This window comes from Salipiger aestuarii, from assembly GCF_003259905.1.
Lineage (GTDB): Bacteria > Pseudomonadota > Alphaproteobacteria > Rhodobacterales > Rhodobacteraceae > Salipiger > Salipiger aestuarii.
This window is the reverse complement of sequence record NZ_QLMG01000008.1, coordinates 41,212-57,641: the sequence shown is the minus strand read 5'-3', so window position 1 is coordinate 57,641 and position 16,430 is coordinate 41,212. Positions and strand designations below refer to the sequence as shown.

The window sequence follows — 16,430 nt, the reverse complement described above, 5'->3', positions numbered from 1 at the left end:
ACCTCGCGGCGGACAGGACGGCCGCGGTGTCGGCGCCGGGGGTCGCGTTTGCCCTGACCGGGCTGGCGCTTCTGCTGGCGCCGTTCATGACGCTCGCGGCCAATCGCATCGTGGCCGGCGAGGGCGTCGCGCCCTGGGCGGTTGCCCCGATGGCGGCCGGTCTGCCGGGGCTGCTGGCCATCGGCGTGGGGCTGATGCTGGGGCTGGTGCGCGCGCTGCCCCGGCTGCGCCTTGGTGGCGCGGTTCTGGGCCTGGCGGGGGCGGTCTGGCTGCTGGCCGCCGGCGGGCCGTCGCTGCTGGAGGGCGCGGACCAATATGCGCGGGTGTCGCCCGGCGCCGGATTCTGGGGGCTGCTGGCGGTGTTCGTGCTGCTGATGGCCGATGCTCTGGCGCAGCTGAACCCCGGCCCCGCCGCGCGGGCGGGCCTGCTTGGGCTGGGGCTGGGCGGGCTTGCGATCCTGCTTGGGTCCGGCGCGCTGGCGGATCTGTCGGTCGCGCAGGAATTCGCGGGCCGCAGCGACGCCTTCGTGGCGGCGACGCTGCGCCATCTTGCGCTGGCCTTTGGCTCTTTGGCGACCGCCGCGCTGATCGGGTTTCCTCTGGGCCTTTTGTGCCACCGCCGGGCGGGTCTGCGCGGCGCGATATTGCCGCTGCTGAGCTTTTTGCAGACCGTTCCGTCGCTTGCGATGTTCGGCATCATGATCCCGCTTCTGTCCTGGCTTGCGGCCACGCTGCCCGCCGCACGGGCCATCGGCATCGCGGGCATCGGGTTCGCCCCCGCCTTCATCGCGCTGGTGCTGTATTCACTGCTGCCCGTGGTGGGCAATACCGTGGCAGGACTGGCGTCAGTCCCGCCGCCCGCCAATGAGGCCGCACGCGGCATGGGCATGACGCCGCCGCAGCGGCTCTACCGGGTCGAACTGCCGCTGGGCCTGCCGATCCTGCTGACGGGGCTGCGCATCGTGCTGGTGCAGAACATCGGGCTGGCGGTGATCGCCGGGCTGATCGGCGGCGGTGGCTATGGCAGTTTCGTCTTTCAGGGGCTGAACCAGACCGCCACGGATCTGATCCTGCTGGGCGCGCTGCCCACGGTGCTTTTGGCGATGGTCGCCGCCATCGTGATGGATATCCTGGTCGACCTGTCCCGCCCGAAAGGCCGCGCATGATAGAAATTGACGGCATAACAAAACGCTACGGCGACACCACCGCCGTGGACGCCGTGTCGATGACCGCGCAGACCGGGACCATCACCGCCATTGTCGGCACCTCCGGGTCCGGCAAGACCACCCTGTTGCGGATGATAAACCGACTGGTCGAGCCCAGCAAAGGCGAGGTCCGCATCAACGGCACCCCGACCAGCGCGATCAAGCCGCACCTGCTGCGCCGCCGGATCGGCTATGCGATCCAGGGTCATGGGCTGTTTCCCCACCACAGCGTGGCGCGCAACATCGGCGCGGTGCCGCAGTTGCTGGGCTGGTCGCCGGACAAGATCCGCGCCCGCGTCGACGAATTGCTGGATCTGTTCTCGATGGCCCCCGACGAGTTTCGCGACCGTTATCCGTCGGACCTGTCGGGGGGTCAGCAACAGCGTGTCGGGGTGGCCCGCGCGCTGGCCTCGCGCCCCGATCTGTTGCTGATGGACGAACCCTTCGGCGCGCTCGATCCGATCATTCGCGCCCGTGCGCAGGACGATCTGCGGCGCATTCAGCGCGCGCTGGGGTCCACGATCATGCTTGTCACCCACGACATGGAAGAAGCGATCCGCCTTGCCGACCGTATCGCGGTGATGGATGCGGGCAAGCTGGTGCAACACGGCCCCCCCGCGGACATCATCGCCACCCCCGCCACGCCGTTTGTCGCGGAAATGGTCGGAGAGGCCGACCGACCGCTGCGCCTACTGTCGCTGATCCCCGTGACCGAAATCGCCGAGGACGGAGCCGCCGACGGCCCTCCCCTTCCCGCCGATGCCACCCTGCGCGACGCGCTGTCCGCCTGTCTTTGGACCGGGCGCAGCGCGTTGCCGGTGGTCGGCGCGTCGCCTGCACATGTCACGCTGGATGCCATCCGCGCGCGCGTCGGGGGCCACGGATGAAAGCCGCGACACTGCTTCGCGCCGGGCTGGTCGTGCTGTTGCTGACGCTGGTGCTGCGCCCGGAACTGGCGACGCCCCTGCTGGCGCCGCTCGCCCCCCCGGACGGTCCGGTGATCTATGAACGCGCCTCGCTGCTGTCGCTGTCGCTCAGCCATCTGGGCCTGGTCGCGCTGTCGTCGCTTGCCGCGACGGCGGTGGCGGTGACGCTTGCGGTGCTGGTGACGCGGCCCTTCGGCGCGGCGTTCCGCCCGCTGGCGCGCACCGTCACCAACCTGGGCCAAACCTTTCCGCCCGTCGCGGTGCTGGCGCTGGCCGTGCCGGTCATGGGCTTTGGCGCGGGTCCGACGCTGGTGGCGCTGTTTCTGTACGGGCTGCTGCCGATCTTCGAAAACGCCATGGCCGGTCTGACCGCCCTGCCTCCGGCAACGCTCGACGCCGCGCGGGGCATGGGGTTCAGCCGCTGGCGTCAGCTGCGGCGGGTCGAGATTCCGCTGGCGTTGCCGGTGATCCTTGCCGGCGTCCGGCTGTCGGTGGTGATCGCGCTTGGCACCGCGACCATCGGGTCGACCGTCGCGGCGCGCACGCTGGGCGAGGTGATTATCGCCGGGCTTCTGACCAGCAACACCGCCTATGTGGTGCAAGGCGGGCTTGTCGTCGGGCTGTTCGCCGTGCTGATTCATGACGCGCTGGTACAGCTTGAACGGCGCCTGACCCGGCGGTGACGCGCGCGACATCATCCGCGACAGCGGCCGAGTGCTAGTCCTGCGACCAGAGCGCCATCTTGCGATCAACGGTCTTGCGCGACACACCAAGGCGGCGGGCGGCCTCGGCCCGGTTGCCCTTGCATTGCGCCAGGATATGCATGATGTGGCGCTGCATCACCAGATCCAGGCTTTCGATGGCCTGCACGCCGGTCACGCTGCCCTGCCCGGCGAATTCATCGGGAAATTCCCCCAGGATCACCGAGCGTTCGATCAGGTTCTTCAATTCGCGCACATTGCCGGGCCAGTCGTAGCGGCGCAGCTTCAGCAGCGTTTCCTCGTTCAGCTCCAGACCCGACATCCCCAATGACGCCTGAAACTGCGACAGGAACAGCGCCGCAAGATCGACGATGTCTTCGGACCGATCCCGCAGCGCGGGCATTTCGATGCGCATCACGTTGATGCGGTGATAAAGATCGGCGCGGAAGGTCCCGGCCTCGACCGCGGCGGGCAAATCGGCGTTGGTGGCAAAGACAAAGCGCAGGTCAAGCGGGATCTCGCGTTCGCCGCCCTCGGGGCGCAGGCGCAGGTCTTCGAGCACGCGCAGCAGCGCCGCCTGAAGCGGTTCGGGCATCTGCGCCACCTCGTCCAGAAACAGCGTGCCGCCGTCGGCCAGCAGCAACAGTCCCGGCGCGGGGCGGTCGCGTCCTTCGACCGTGCCGAACAGTTCGGGCACGATGCGGTCGGGTGCGATGGCGGCGCAGTTGACCGCCACGAACGGCTTGTCGCACCGCGCCGAAAGCCGATGCAGGTGGCGCGCGGCCAGTTCCTTGCCCGTGCCGCTGGCGCCCGTGAGCAGAACCGGCGTCGGCAAGGGGGCGAGCTTTGCCAGCATCGCGCGCACCGCCGCCATGGCATCGGATCGGCCCAGCAGCTTGCCCGCGCCGCTGCCGCCCGCGTGCAATTCGCGCCGCAACAGCGTGTTGTCGCGCCGCAGCACGCGCCGGTCGAGCGCCCGCGCCGCCGCCCCGAGGATCTGATTGGCACGAAACGGTTTCAGCACGAAATCCCCGACCCCGACCCGCAGCGCGGCAATCACGGTGTCCAGATCCGCATAGGCGGTCATCAGGATGGTTTCGGCGAACAGCCCCATGCGGCGCTGTTCCTCAAGCCATTGCAATCCGGTGCGTCCGGGCATGACATTGTCAACGATCACAAGGTCGAAATGGCTGTCATCCAGCTTGCGCGACGCCTCGCCGGGGGATGCCGCCTGTTCGACGCGCTTGACTCGCGGCCCAAGGATCTTGGTCAGGAAATTGCGCATTCCCGGTTCGTCATCGACCACAAGGATCGACGCGCCGCCCAGTTTCCCGCCGTAATCGTCCTTGTCGGTCATCGCCGCCTTCGTGTCAGTCGACCCTTGCGTTCGGGCTGGAATACACCTCTTGCGAGGAGAACCCCAGCGATTCAAGCGTGAAATACGCGCCGACGCCGATGATGACGATGGCGGCGAACCCGCTGAGCATGGCTTTCATGAAAACACCCTCCTTGAGGGGACATAGTCGTTGTGGGGCGTGGCGAAAGGCCCGCGCCGGGGCCTTTCCGAGGCGTCGCGGGTTACTCGGCGGGATCGGGCCGGATCTTGCCCGGCTTTTCTTCCTGAAGATGTTCCAGCCACAGCGAATGGTGCTGGTGCGCCCAGTTTTCATCCACAAGCCCCGAGCCCATGGCATCATAGGCGCCTTCCATGCCCAGCGTGCCGATGTAGATATGCCCAAGGATCACCGCCATCATCAGGAACGCCACGATCGCGTGCCACAGCTGCGCGAACTGCATTTCTTCCTGGGGGGCAAGGTTCACCGGAAGCGCATCGAACCCGAACCAGCCCGGAACGCCCCAACCGTTCAGCACATCGAAGCTATGCGAAAACAGCGGCAGCTCGAACGGGAACAGCAGCGAAATCCCCGAGGCGGACACCGAGACCCCCAGCACGATCACCGACCAGAAGATGATTTTCTGCCCGGCGTTGAATTTCCTGGCGGGCGGGTGCTTGTTGCCGATGATGCCGCCGGCCTGCTTGAACCAGATGATGTCGGTCTTGTCGGGAATATTGTGCCAGACCCACATCACGAACACCATCGCCAGCGCGATCATGAAGGCCCAGCTGACGTTGTTATGGATGAACTTCGATCCGGTCAGCAGCACCGAGTTGAATTCATGGCCAAAGGCCGGGATCAGGTATTTGCGCCCGAACAGCGTGAACAGCCCGGTAAAGCCGAGCAGGATGAACGACCCCGCCAGCACCCAATGCGCCATGCGTTCGACGAACTTGAAGCGCAGCACCAGGGTGCCGGTCTTGCCGCCGTCGATGCGGATGCGCCCACGGATCAGGTAGAACACCGCGAGCACGGCAATGGTGCCCAGCAGCAGCCAGCCGCCATAGGTGCGCAGCGGCCCCTTGCGCAGCTCTTCCCACCACATGCCCCCCGTCTGGATCAGCACGTCGCCGTTGGGGTTCAGCGTCGAATTGCGGATGTCGCCGTCGTTGAACCGGATCTGACGCCAGATGTCGGAATCCGACGACGCCCCCAGCGGCCCCATGCCTGGTGCCTGCAACGCATCGCCGCCAAGGTCATGGCTGCGCACGGGGTTGGCGGGGTCTTCGCCGCGCTGTCGCGCGAGGATGTCTTCCAGCGTCTGGCGCCCCGTGCTTGTCGCGGGGGAATCGTCAACGCTGGTGCCGGCGATGGGCGCCTCCGACGTCGGGTCGGTCTGCGCGGGTGCCGTCATCGGCAACGCCAGCAGAGTAAGGGTGAGTAGAGCCATCAGATGGCGCAGCATGGGAAGCTCCCTGGCATGTCGTTCGGAACGGCGCGGGTCCGGTGGGCCGGACCTCGGCGCTGTGAAATTCGCGGCAACGGCGAGACGTGTCGCCGCCGCCCTGATACGGCAGATAGCGCCCTGTCGCGCGGCGCACAGGGGGCGACGGACGCCCCCCGGTCGAAGGCTTACGGAGCCTTCTTTTCATAGGCCGTGCCCCAGCCCCAGGCGCCCGACCCGAACCCGCGCGCCACAACGCGCTCGCGGTAGATCGCGGACACCATGTCGCCGTCCCCGGCGAGCAGGGCCTTGGTCGAACACATCTCGGCGCAGATCGGCAGCTTGCCCTCGGCGATCCGGTTGCGGCCGTATTTGCGGAATTCCGCCTCAGAGCCGTTTTCCTCGGGGCCACCGGCGCAGAAGGTGCATTTGTCCATCTTGCCGCGAGAGCCGAAGTTGCCCGCCTGCGGGTACTGCGGCGCGCCGAACGGGCAGGCGTAAAAGCAGTAGCCGCAGCCGATGCACAGGTCCTTGGAATGCAGAACCACGCCTTCGTCGGTCTGGTAGAAGCAATCCACCGGACAGACCGCCATGCAGGGCGCATCCGAGCAATGCATGCAGGCGACGGAAATCGAGCGTTCGCCCGGTTTGCCGTCTTCGATGGTCACCACCCGGCGGCGGTTGATGCCCCAGGGCACCTCGTGTTCGTTCTTGCAGGCGGTGACGCAGGCGTTGCATTCGATGCAGCGTTCGGCGTCGCAGAGAAATTTCGCGCGTGCCATATATGGTCTCCTTACGCTGGCATGATCTTGCAAAGAGTCGCTTTGGTCTCTTGCATCATCGTCACCGAGTCATAGCCGTAGGTCTGCGCCGTGTTGGTGGATTCCCCCAGCACGATCGGATCGGCGCCATCGGGGTATTTGTCCCGCAGGTCCTTGCCTTCCATGTAGCCGCCGAAGTGGAAGGGCATGAAGGCGACGCCCTCGCCCACCCGTTCGGTGACCATGGCCATGACGCGAACCCTGCCGCCCTCGGGGCCTTCGACCCAGACATTGGAACCGTCGCGCACCCCAAGGTTGTTGGCGTCGCGGGGATTGATCTCGATGAACATGTTCTGCTGAAGCTCGGCCAGCCAGGGGTTGGACCGGGTTTCATCGCCGCCACCCTCGTATTCGACCAGACGGCCGGATGTAAGGATGATCGGATAGTCCTTCGAGAAGTCGTTCTTCTGGATCGACGCGTACAGCGTCGGCACCCGCCAGAACGTGCGGTCGTCATAGGTCGGGTAATCCTGCACCAGATCGCGCCGACTGGTATAAAGCGGCTCGCGGTGAACGGGCACCGGGTCGGGGAAGGTCCAGACCACGCAGCGGGCCTTGGCATTGCCGTAGGGCGCGCAGCCATGCAGGATTGCCACCCGCTGGATGCCGCCGGACAGGTCCGTCTTCCAGTTGACGCCGCCGATCTTGTCGGTCCAGTCCGACGGGTACGGCCCGGTCAACGTCTGTTCGCCGACCTCGGTTTTGGTCTCGGGCCGGGCTTCGAGATAGCCGGCCACATATTCGATCATGCCGCGTTCATATGCGGTCAGATCGCTGTCCCAGCCAAGGTCGATCAGCATCTGCATGGTGAATTCAGGGTAACCATCCTGAATTTCCGACCCCACGGTGTAGGTGCCTTCGGCCAGCAGGTTTTCCCCGTCGCGTTCCACGCCAAAGCGGGCGCGGAACGGCAGACCGCCTTTGGCCACGGGCAGCGACAGATCGTACAGGTTGGCCGAGCCGGGGTGGTTCATCTCCGGTGTGCCCCAGGCGGGCCAGGGCAGGCCGTAGAAATCGCCGTCGGCGGGGCCGCCATTGGCGCGCAGCGTGGTCTTGTCGAACGTGTGCTGGTTCTGCATGTGCATCTTCATGCGCTCCGGGCTTTGCCCGGTGTAGCCGATGGTCCACATGCCGCGGTTGAATTCGCGGGTGATGCTTTCGACGCTGGGGGTCTCGTCATCCTCCATCTCGATGTTGCGCAGCATCCGGTCGGCAAAGCCGAACTTTTTCGCGAACTTGGTCATGATGACGTGGTCGGGCAGCGATTCGAACAGCGGGTCCACCACCTGTTCGCGCCACTGCAGCGACCGGTTCGACGCCGTGACCGAGCCGCGCGTTTCGAACTGCGTCGCCGCCGGAAGCAGGTACACGCCATCGGTGCGGTCGTTCATCACCGCAGAAACCGTCGGGTACGGATCGACCACGACCAGAAGGTCGAGCTTTTCCATCGCCGTCTTCATTTCCTTGAGGCGGGTCTGCGAGTTCGGCGCGTGGCCCCAGAACACCATCGCGCGGGTGTTGTCGGGCTGTTCGATGTTCTCTTTCGCTTCAAGAACCCCGTCAATCCAGCGCGACACGGTGATGCCGGACAGGCCCATCATGGCCTTGTCCTTGCCATCCTTGCCCTTCATCGTGGCAAAGCGGCCCTTGAGCCAGTCAAGGTCTTCTTCCCAGACCCGCGCCCAATGCGCCCAGGCGCCCGCCGTCAGGCCGTAGTAACCCGGCAGCGTGTCGGCCAGAACGCCAAGGTCGGTCGCGCCCTGCACGTTGTCGTGGCCGCGGAAGATGTTGGTGCCGCCACCCGCGGTGCCCATGTTTCCCAGCGCAAGCTGAAGGATGCAATAGGCGCGGGTGTTGTTGTTGCCGTTGGTGTGCTGCGTGCCACCCATGCACCAGATCAGGGTGCCGGGGCGGTTGTTGGCCAGCGTGCGGGCCACGCGATGCAGCTGGGATTCCGGCACGCCGGTGACGCGCTCGACCTCATCGGGGGTCCAGCGGGCGACCTCGGTGCGGATGTCATCCATGCCCCAGACGCGGGTGCGGATGAATTCCTGATCTTCCCAGCCGTTTTCAAGGATATGCCACAGGATGCCCCAGACCAGCGCCACGTCCGAACCGGGCCGCATCCGCACAAATTCGTCGGCGTGCGCCGCGGTGCGGGTGAATCGCGGATCGCAGACGATCAGCGGTGCGTTGTTCTGTTCCTTGGCTTTCAGCACGTGCTGAAGCGACACCGGATGCGCCTCGGCCGGGTTGCCCCCGATGATAAAGATCGACCGGCTGTTGTGGATGTCGTTGTAACTGTTGGTCATGGCGCCGTAGCCCCATGTGTTCGCAACGCCCGCAACGGTGGTCGAATGACAGATCCGCGCCTGGTGGTCGACGTTGTTGGTGCCCCAATAGGCAGCGAATTTGCGGAACAGATAGGCCTGTTCGTTCGAATGCTTGGCGCTGCCCAGCCAGTAGACGGAATCGGGGCCGCTTTCTTCGCGGATCGCCAGCATCTGGTCGCCGATTTCGTCAATGGCCTGCGCCCAGCTGATGCGCTGCCATTCGCCGCCGACCTTCTTCATCGGGTATTTCAGCCGCCGTTCGCCGTGCGCGTGTTCACGCACCGAGGCCCCCTTGGCGCAATGGGCGCCCAGGTTGAACGGGCTGTCCCAGCCGGGTTCCTGCCCGATCCAGACACCGCCCTGTACCTCGGCGATGACGGTGCAGCCCACGGAACAATGGGTGCAGACGGATTTTCTGACTTCGATGTCTCCCGAAACCGCGGTGGCCGCGCTGGCCTGCTGCACGGTGCCGCCTGTCGCGGCGATGGCGGCAAGGCCGCCGATGGCCAGCCCCGACCCGCGCAGGAACGCGCGGCGATCGACCGAGGCATTGGCCACGTCCGACAGGATACTTGTCCGCTGGGGGCGTCTCGCAACCCCGTTGGTCTTTTTCCTCAACATGGTTCTCACTCCCTGAAAGCAGGAACTGGGCCCTGCCTCTTGGTGGCTGTTTGGGGTGGCGCGTGCAGTCGGGCGTTTCGCAACCAGTCGCAACGTGCCGGGTCTTGGGTGTCGGTCCGATGGCCGGGCCGGCGATTTTCAGGGCCTTAGAATCGGGCCGAGGCGTAATAGGCGCGGGTGTGCGCCGTGTCCTGCATCTTGTCCGACGACAGATCGGGGTCGGCCGGAGCCGCGTTGGCCTGCGAGCCCGCGCTTGTCACGGCAAGCGCCGCCGCGGGCGCGGCGGTGCCGGCCAGTTTCAGGAAATCGCGGCGCGCCTTGTTGGCGCCTTCGGTCTTTCCGGTCATGAGAGTCCTCCCTTGCTGGTTGCTCTCGGTGATGGCGCGCGGGGCGCCGGGTGATCGCGGGGCCTAGCCCGCGCTCATGCGAAAGCTTTCGGTTTCGATCTGCATGAAGCAGCGCCCCACCGTGCCCACGGGCACATAGAACACCGAATTCTTCGCGCCCTCCAGATCGGCAAAGAAATGCGCCGCCCAGGGTGCGATGTGTTTGTTGAAAAAGCCCTTCTGCTGATCCAGGCTGGCCGGGGGGCCGAACCGCCCCACGATCATCGCGCCCATCATTTCCATCAGCGACGCGATGTTGTCTTCGGGTTCGAACACGGTTTCGGCCCGCGCAAGCCCGCGCGCCAGCATATCCCGACGCAGCGCCGCCAGCGGCTTTTCATTCAGGAACCCGGTCAGATAGTAGCTGGCATAGGGCAGCAGCTCGCCCCGCCCCAGCCCGATGAACAGCCGGTTGAATTCGCTTTGCACCGTGGCGGGACGGGTCAGGCGGGCCAGTTTCGCCAGCGTGGCGATGCCCTGCCCCAGCTCGCTGGCATCGCCGTCAAGCCCGGCGGTCTGGTCCAGCAACAGGCCATCGGGCGGCGCGCTGAGCAGCAGGCCCAGAAAATTGTAAAGATCCGCGCGCAGCCGGTCTTCTTCGGCGACGGGAACGGGTTGGGGGGCGGGTTCGGTCATGCGGGGCCTTCGGGGTCGAACTGGAATTGCATCCGGCGCAGCCGGGGCGGCAGGGGGGCGTCTTGTTCCGTCTCCGCATCCGTCCCGGGCGCGGGCTCGGGTGCGGCGGCGATCCGGGCGGGCGGATCCGGCAGCGGGGCGGGCGCGGCTTCGACCATGGCGACGGGGTCGGATGCGGCGTCGGGTCCGGGCAGTTTTTCCGCCACCTCCTGCACCCGTTCGGCAAAGCCCCGGCCCACCTGGTACAGCGTCGTTACCGCGCCCTGCGCCACGGCGGCGTCGGTGAAATCGTCTTCGTAATCGTTCAGCCCGTCAAGGCAGGCCAGCACCGGGTTGCTGCGCCACAACGCCCGCAACGCCCGGCGTTTCAGCCGCTGGGGCAGCTGCGCCGCCAGAAAGCGGCGCAGGTCCTCGCCGCCCACCAGGGTTTCGGGTTCCGGCAGGTTCAGTTCGGCCAGCAGGTCTTCGTCGCTGCGCGCTTCCAGCTCGGCCTCTGTCCGGGAGCGGGCGGCGTCCTCCCGCGCTGCGGATTCGGCGCGGGTTTCGGCGGCGACAGCCTCGCGGCGGCGGGCCCAGAATCCGCTCATGACAGACGCCTGCGTTGCAGCGCGGGCGAGGCGTACACATCGCCCGCCCCGCCGATGCGCGGATCGCCGATACCGTCCTCGACCTTGTCGGTCCGCTCGCGGTGGCGCCGGCGCTTGATGAATTCCTCGTCCTCGTGAAACCGTTCGACGAAATCGCGCACCCAGGCTTCCAGCCCCGGCGTCATCGCGACCTTTTCCACCAGCTCTTCGCCGGTGTCGCAATAATCCTGCGCCTCGTAAGGGGACGCGGTGACCAGCAGCACCTCGAACGGGCGCGCGGCGTCGGTCGTCGCGCGCATCACCACATAGACGCAGGGCACCTGTGCGCCAAGGCCGTGCACATAGGCCTCGGTTTCCGCGCCGAACAGTTCCAGCGTCACGGTGCCGGCGTGAAATTCCACCACGTCGCCCGCGCGGCGCAGTTCGCGCCAGTCGGCATCCGGCGCGCCCGGCAGGATCGACGTCGCCTTCCAGCTGTGCCTGGCCCAACGGGTGACGCCCGGCTGTCGCTTGACCACGACGCCGATGGGCATGTTCCGATAAGGTCTGTCTTGATCGGTCACGATGGCTCCTTGCTGGACGCCCAAATTGAAGGCTTCGCACGGCCCGCGAAAGGGAAAACCGTGGCAAGGGTGCAAAAACCCTTGACCGGGGGACGATATGGGCAGCGCCGATCCGGACGCGGCGGAGAAAGGGACAATTTGTCCATCCCGACAAAATCACTCTGGATTTGGCGGCACACCACCCGAGCAACGGCGACTTGCGAATCGCCCCGATTCGGGGCCTTCCGACGCGGGCAGCCCAAACCGGAAACCCGGTTGCCGAGCCGGTTCGAACCTGCATAGCCTGCACATAGACCAGCGCCAGACCGGCCCCATGCGGGGCCTTAGCCAATGGGGAACAACATGGCCAAGACATTGATTACATGCGATTGTCTGGGCAGTCAGTCGATTGACGCCGAGGCCCTGTCACAGGCCACCGGACTGAACGTCGCGCCGCCCTGTTCGGCGCTTTGCACCACCCAGTCGGACCGGGCGGCACGGGCGCTGACCTCGGACGTGGCGTCGGACACGATCTTGTGCTGTACCCAGGAAGCCCGCCGTTTCGAGACGATGGCCGAAGATCTGGAGGTTGCGCCCCCTGCCCTTCTGGACCTGCGCGACCGGGCCGGATGGTCCGCCGATCCCGCGTCGAAACTGCCCAAAATGTCCGCCCTGGCCGCCGATGCGCTGCTGCCCGCGCCGCCCGAGCGGATGATGGACGTGGTGTCACACGGGCTGTGCCTGGTGCTGGGCGCCCCCGCCGATGCGCTCGCCGCGGCGGAACAGCTGCGCGACTTCCTGGGCGTGACCGTGCTGCTGGACGTGGGCACCGATCTTCCCGACAGTCCCGGTTACGACATCATCGTCGGGCAGCTGCGCCGCGCCACCGGCGCGCTTGGGCATTTCGAACTGGCCATCGACGCGCTGCAACAGGTTGAACCCGGCGGGCGCACGCCGTCCCTGGGCGCTCCCAGGGACGGCGCACGCAGCCAGTGCGACGTCATCCTTGATCTGCGCCGCGCGCCGCCGCTGTTTCCCGCCCATGAAAAGCGTGAAGGCTACCTGCGCGCCGATCCCGGCCGCCCCGCCGCCGTCGGCGCGGCGGTTCTGGCCGCGTCGCATCTGGTTGGCACCTTCGAAAAGCCGCTGTATATCCGCGCCGAACCGCTGCTGTGCGCCCATTCCCGCGCCGGGCAGACCGGCTGCACCCGCTGTCTGGACCTGTGCCCCACCGGAGCAATCACCCCCGACGGCGATCACGTCAGCATCGACCCGCTGATCTGCGCCGGCTGTGGCGCCTGTTCCGCCGCCTGCCCGTCGGGCGCGGTCAGCTATGACGCGCCGCCCGTCGATCTGATCATGCGCCGGGTGCAGACGCTGGCCAAGACCTATCTGGACGCCGGAGGCACCGCCCCCCGTCTGCTGGTCCACGATGCCCACGGCGCCGAGATGATCCGTCTGTCCGCCCGCCACGGGCGCGGCCTGCCCGCCGACGTCATCCCGCTGGATCTGCCCGTCATCGGCGCCTTTGGCCATGCCGAGGCACTGGCCGCGCGCGCTGCCGGGTTTGCGTCGGTCGCGCTGCTGCCCGGACCGGGCGCCGACCGCGACGCGCTGACGGCGCAGGTCGCGCTGGCGTCGGCCATCGCCGAAGGGATCGCGGTGCTGGAGACCCCGGACCCCGACGCGATGAGCGATGCGCTGTACGACGCGCCCGCGCCCGTTCCGGTTGCAACCCCGGTGCGCCCCATGGGCACCCGCCGCCAGATCGCCCGCCAGGCCGCGCGGGCGCTGCACCCGGACGAGGGCGCCCTGCCCCTGCCCCAGGGCGCGCCCTATGGCGCGGTGCTGGTCGATCAGGATGCCTGCACCCTGTGCCTGTCCTGCGTGTCGCTGTGCCCGTCGGGCGCGCTTGGCGACAACCCCGATCTGCCGCAGCTGCGGTTTCAGGAAGACGCGTGCCTGCAATGCGGGCTGTGCGCCACCGTCTGCCCCGAGAACGCCATCGCGCTGGAACCGCGCCTGAATCTGGATGCCGCCGCCCTGTCCCAGGCGGTGCTGAACGAGGAAGAACCGTTCCCTTGCGTCGAATGCGGCACACTGTTCGGGGTGAAATCCACCATTGACCGGATCACCGACAAGCTGCGCGGTCACGCGATGTTCGACGGAGACCGCCTGCGCATGATCCAGATGTGCGATGACTGCCGGATCAATGCGCAGTATCACAGCGCAGACAACCCTCTGGGCGGACCCGACCGCCCGCGCCCCCGCACCACCGACGACTACCTGTCCGGGCGGCGCGACCACTGACACCTTTCGCACAAGGAAGAGCCCCATGAGCGACGATTTCAACATGTCGATGCGCAAGTTCCTCAAGCAGGTCGGCGTGACCTCGCAACAAGCCATCGAAGAGGCGATGCGCAATGCCCCTGACGCCGGGCCGTTTCCCGTGCGCGCCGTCATCACCATCCCCGAACTCGGCCTCACCCACGAGGTGACCGGAGAGATCACACGCGGCGAGGCAGACAAGGAATGACCGGCACCCCCCTGTCGCGCGATGCGGTGCTGGCCGTTCTGAAAACCATCGAAGACCCGGTTGCCGGCGGTGACATCGTCGCCAGCGGCGTGATGCGGGCGCTGAATGTCAGCGACGGCGCGGTGCGCTTCGTGCTGGAAATCGCACCGACCCACGCCACCGCCTATGGCACCGCCAAGACCCGCGCCGAAGAGCTGCTGCGCGCCCTGCCCGGCTGCACTTCGGTGTCGATCGTGTTGACCGGACACACGGAAAAGGCGCCTCCGCCCGATCTGAAACCGCAGCGGGCCGCCGAACCGAAGGGCCCGCAAAAGGTGCCGGGGATCGACCGGATCCTCGCCATCGCCAGCGGCAAGGGCGGCGTCGGAAAATCCACCGTGGCCGCGAATCTTGCCGTGGCGCTGGCGCAGCAGGGGCGCCGCGTCGGGCTGCTGGACGCGGATGTCTACGGGCCAAGCCAGCCGCGCATGCTTGGCGTGTCGGGCCGCCCCGCCAGCCCGGATGGCAAGACCATCCTGCCGATGCGCAATCACGGTGTCACCATGATGTCGATCGGGTTGATGACCAACGAAGATCAGGCGGTGGTCTGGCGCGGTCCGATGCTGATGGGCGCGCTTCAGCAGATGCTGTCTCAGGTGCAATGGGGCGCGCTGGATGTGCTGATCGTCGATCTGCCGCCCGGCACCGGCGACGTGCAGATGACGCTGGCGCAAAAGGCAAAGGTCGATGGCGCGGTGATCGTGTCGACCCCGCAGGACGTGGCGCTGCTGGATGCCCGCAAGGGGATCGACATGTTCCAGCAACTGCATGTTCCCATCGTCGGGATGATCGAAAACATGAGCACGCATATCTGTTCCGCCTGCGGCCACGAGGAACACGTCTTTGGGCATGGTGGCGTCGCGGCCGAGGCCGCAAGGCTCGGCATTCCGCTGCTGGCCGAGGTACCGCTGGATCTGCAAATCCGCCTGGCCGCCGACGGCGGTGCCCCCATCGCGATCAGCCGGCCCGACAGCCCCCAGGCGCAGGCATTCCACGCCATCGCGCGCGATCTGGTGGCAAAGGGCGTGGCATGACGGACCCGCTTGGCTTTCCTCCGCTGATGTACGGCGAAGAGGTCCCGGCTGATGCCTTTGCCCATGCCTGCATGAAGGCGACCATGGGCTGCGATGCGGGCATGGTCGCCTATGCGTTCGGGCAGAACCGGATGGAGGCGGCGCTGATCTTTGCCCCCGAGGTGCCGCTGCGCCGCGCCATGGCGATGCTGCCGCTGTGCGGCGTCGGGTTTCAGAACGCGCTTGGCGCGCTGGCCCCGCCCGAAGTCGCGGTGCATCTGGGCTGGGACGGCACGATCTACCTCAACGGCGCGCGTTGCGGCGGGTTCCGCGCCATGGCGTCGGACCCCGACCCCGACGCGGTGCCCGACTGGCTGGTGATCGGCCTTGCCCTGCCGCTGTGGCCCGAAACCGACAGCCCCGGCGACACCCCTGACCAGACCACGCTCTATGGCGAGGGCTGCCCGGACGTGATGCCCCCGCACCTTGTGGAAGCATGGGCGCGCCACACGCTGCACCATCTCAACACCTGGGAACAGGACGGCCCGCGCGCGCTGCATTCGGACTGGCGCGCCCTGGCGCAGGCGATGGGGGAAACCGTGACGCAGGGCGCGCTGACGGGCAGCTTTCTGGGCGTCGACGAAGATTTCGCCATGCTGCTGCGCGATGCCGCCGGAGACACCCACCTTATCCCTCTCACCACTCTGCTGGAGCAGCCATGACCCACGACCAGACCGGCCCGCTGCAACTTGCCCGCGCCATCCATTTCGACGAAAGCGACATGCGCGTCTTTGCCAGCCCCGCGCGCACCGGCGAATGGTGTCTGTCGGGTGGGTTCGAATTTTCTGACTGGTCCGAAGCCGACCTGGCGGGCAAGGCGCGCCAGGCCTTTGCCAACGGCTGGCTGGGGCTGGAAACCTTTGGCCGGGTGACATTTGTCGCGGTGACACAGGTGGAACCGGGCGAACTGGACGCCCTGACAGACAAGCTTGCGGCGCATTTCGTCACCTATTATGGCGCGCCCTCAACCGAGGCGGCACGCCCCGTTGCCGCCGAAGAACTGTCTCAGATGGTCGACCTGTGCGCCGGGCATGCGCCCAACACGCTGCTGACCGTGGCGCGCGAGCTTAGCGCCGTGGGCGTGCGCGAATCGTTTCGGGTGATCGAGCCGCAATCAGCCGAGCTGGATCTGTTCGCCGTGCACGGATCGCTGGACGACCCGCACGAGCACTGACCCAGGAAATTGCCCATGGGCAATTTATCCGCCCCGGCAAAAGGCCGCGCCCTGAGACGCGGCCTTTTG

The 16,430-nt window shown here is 66.9% G+C and carries 17 protein-coding genes; 8 read left to right on the top strand and 9 right to left on the bottom strand.

The genetic code is table 11. The annotated features are described in order from the left end of the window. The first annotated feature begins 26 nt into the window (after positions 1 to 26). From ATI53_RS06385 to ATI53_RS06375, 3 genes are read left to right on the top strand one after another with little or no spacing between them, the layout of a single operon-like run. Positions 27 to 1,166, top strand: coding sequence for an ABC transporter permease (locus tag ATI53_RS06385; RefSeq protein WP_211315391.1), 1,140 nt, complete (start codon positions 27 to 29; stop codon positions 1,164 to 1,166). Continuing rightward, positions 1,163 to 2,092 (top strand): ABC transporter ATP-binding protein, encoded by a 930-nt coding sequence (locus tag ATI53_RS06380; protein ID WP_009506185.1) that lies wholly within the window; start codon positions 1,163 to 1,165, stop codon positions 2,090 to 2,092. The genes ATI53_RS06385 and ATI53_RS06380 overlap by 4 nt, the downstream gene beginning before the upstream one ends. After that, a complete protein-coding gene (locus ATI53_RS06375; RefSeq protein WP_111549981.1) occupies positions 2,089 to 2,814 on the top strand; it encodes an ABC transporter permease in 726 nt (241 codons plus the stop codon). The genes ATI53_RS06380 and ATI53_RS06375 overlap by 4 nt, the downstream gene beginning before the upstream one ends. Positions 2,815 to 2,848: 34 nt before the next feature. Here ATI53_RS06375 and ATI53_RS06370 read toward each other — a convergent pair whose 3' ends face one another. The 9 genes from ATI53_RS06370 to ATI53_RS06335 form a co-directional block, all read right to left on the bottom strand. After that, positions 2,849 to 4,189 (bottom strand): sigma-54-dependent transcriptional regulator, encoded by a 1,341-nt coding sequence (locus tag ATI53_RS06370; protein ID WP_009506183.1) that lies wholly within the window; start codon positions 4,187 to 4,189, stop codon positions 2,849 to 2,851. 13 nt (positions 4,190 to 4,202) lie between these two features. Then, positions 4,203 to 4,328 (bottom strand): hypothetical protein, encoded by a 126-nt coding sequence (locus ATI53_RS24190; protein ID WP_009506182.1) that lies wholly within the window; start codon positions 4,326 to 4,328, stop codon positions 4,203 to 4,205. Between the two features lie 82 nt (positions 4,329 to 4,410). Further along, positions 4,411 to 5,634 (bottom strand): formate dehydrogenase subunit gamma, encoded by a 1,224-nt coding sequence (locus tag ATI53_RS06365; protein ID WP_009506181.1) that lies wholly within the window; start codon positions 5,632 to 5,634, stop codon positions 4,411 to 4,413. Between the two features lie 167 nt (positions 5,635 to 5,801). Next, positions 5,802 to 6,395, bottom strand: a complete 594-nt coding sequence (gene fdh3B / locus ATI53_RS06360; RefSeq protein WP_009506180.1) for a formate dehydrogenase FDH3 subunit beta — start codon at positions 6,393 to 6,395, stop codon at positions 5,802 to 5,804. A gap of 11 nt (positions 6,396 to 6,406) precedes the next feature. After that, positions 6,407 to 9,388: a formate dehydrogenase subunit alpha gene (locus tag ATI53_RS06355; RefSeq protein WP_034453263.1), complete on the bottom strand. Its 2,982-nt coding sequence runs from the start codon at positions 9,386 to 9,388 to the stop codon at positions 6,407 to 6,409. Positions 9,389 to 9,534: 146 nt separating this feature from the next. Further along, on the bottom strand, positions 9,535 to 9,735 hold the full coding sequence (locus tag ATI53_RS06350) for a twin-arginine translocation signal domain-containing protein (RefSeq protein ID WP_111549980.1): 201 nt from the start codon (positions 9,733 to 9,735) through the stop codon (positions 9,535 to 9,537). Positions 9,736 to 9,798: 63 nt separating this feature from the next. After that, the gene (locus tag ATI53_RS06345) at positions 9,799 to 10,410 is read right to left on the bottom strand and encodes a TorD/DmsD family molecular chaperone (RefSeq protein ID WP_111549979.1); all 612 of its coding nucleotides are present in this window, start codon (positions 10,408 to 10,410) and stop codon (positions 9,799 to 9,801) included. Then, entirely contained in the window at positions 10,407 to 10,997 is a 591-nt protein-coding gene (locus ATI53_RS06340; protein ID WP_111549978.1) for a DUF3306 domain-containing protein, read from the bottom strand. Before ATI53_RS06340 ends, ATI53_RS06345 begins: the two co-directional genes overlap by 4 nt. Then, positions 10,994 to 11,530: a DUF3305 domain-containing protein gene (locus ATI53_RS06335; protein ID WP_009506176.1), complete on the bottom strand. Its 537-nt coding sequence runs from the start codon at positions 11,528 to 11,530 to the stop codon at positions 10,994 to 10,996. Before ATI53_RS06335 ends, ATI53_RS06340 begins: the two co-directional genes overlap by 4 nt. A gap of 372 nt (positions 11,531 to 11,902) precedes the next feature. On the opposite strand from ATI53_RS06335, the gene ATI53_RS06330 reads away from it, so the two are divergent. From ATI53_RS06330 to ATI53_RS06310, 5 genes are read left to right on the top strand one after another with little or no spacing between them, the layout of a single operon-like run. Further along, entirely contained in the window at positions 11,903 to 13,849 is a 1,947-nt protein-coding gene (locus ATI53_RS06330) for a 4Fe-4S binding protein (RefSeq protein WP_170134533.1), read from the top strand. 25 nt (positions 13,850 to 13,874) lie between these two features. Then, the gene (locus ATI53_RS06325; protein WP_009506174.1) at positions 13,875 to 14,075 is read left to right on the top strand and encodes a DUF6494 family protein; all 201 of its coding nucleotides are present in this window, start codon (positions 13,875 to 13,877) and stop codon (positions 14,073 to 14,075) included. Continuing rightward, a complete protein-coding gene (locus ATI53_RS06320) occupies positions 14,072 to 15,148 on the top strand; it encodes an Mrp/NBP35 family ATP-binding protein (protein ID WP_009506173.1) in 1,077 nt (358 codons plus the stop codon). The genes ATI53_RS06325 and ATI53_RS06320 overlap by 4 nt, the downstream gene beginning before the upstream one ends. Then, positions 15,145 to 15,849: a biotin/lipoate--protein ligase family protein gene (locus ATI53_RS06315; protein ID WP_009506172.1), complete on the top strand. Its 705-nt coding sequence runs from the start codon at positions 15,145 to 15,147 to the stop codon at positions 15,847 to 15,849. The genes ATI53_RS06320 and ATI53_RS06315 overlap by 4 nt, the downstream gene beginning before the upstream one ends. Further along, positions 15,846 to 16,361 carry a DUF6505 family protein gene (locus ATI53_RS06310; RefSeq protein ID WP_009506171.1) on the top strand — a complete coding sequence of 172 codons (516 nt, stop codon included), beginning with the start codon at positions 15,846 to 15,848 and terminating at the stop codon, positions 16,359 to 16,361. The genes ATI53_RS06315 and ATI53_RS06310 overlap by 4 nt, the downstream gene beginning before the upstream one ends. Positions 16,362 to 16,430: the final 69 nt, after the last annotated feature.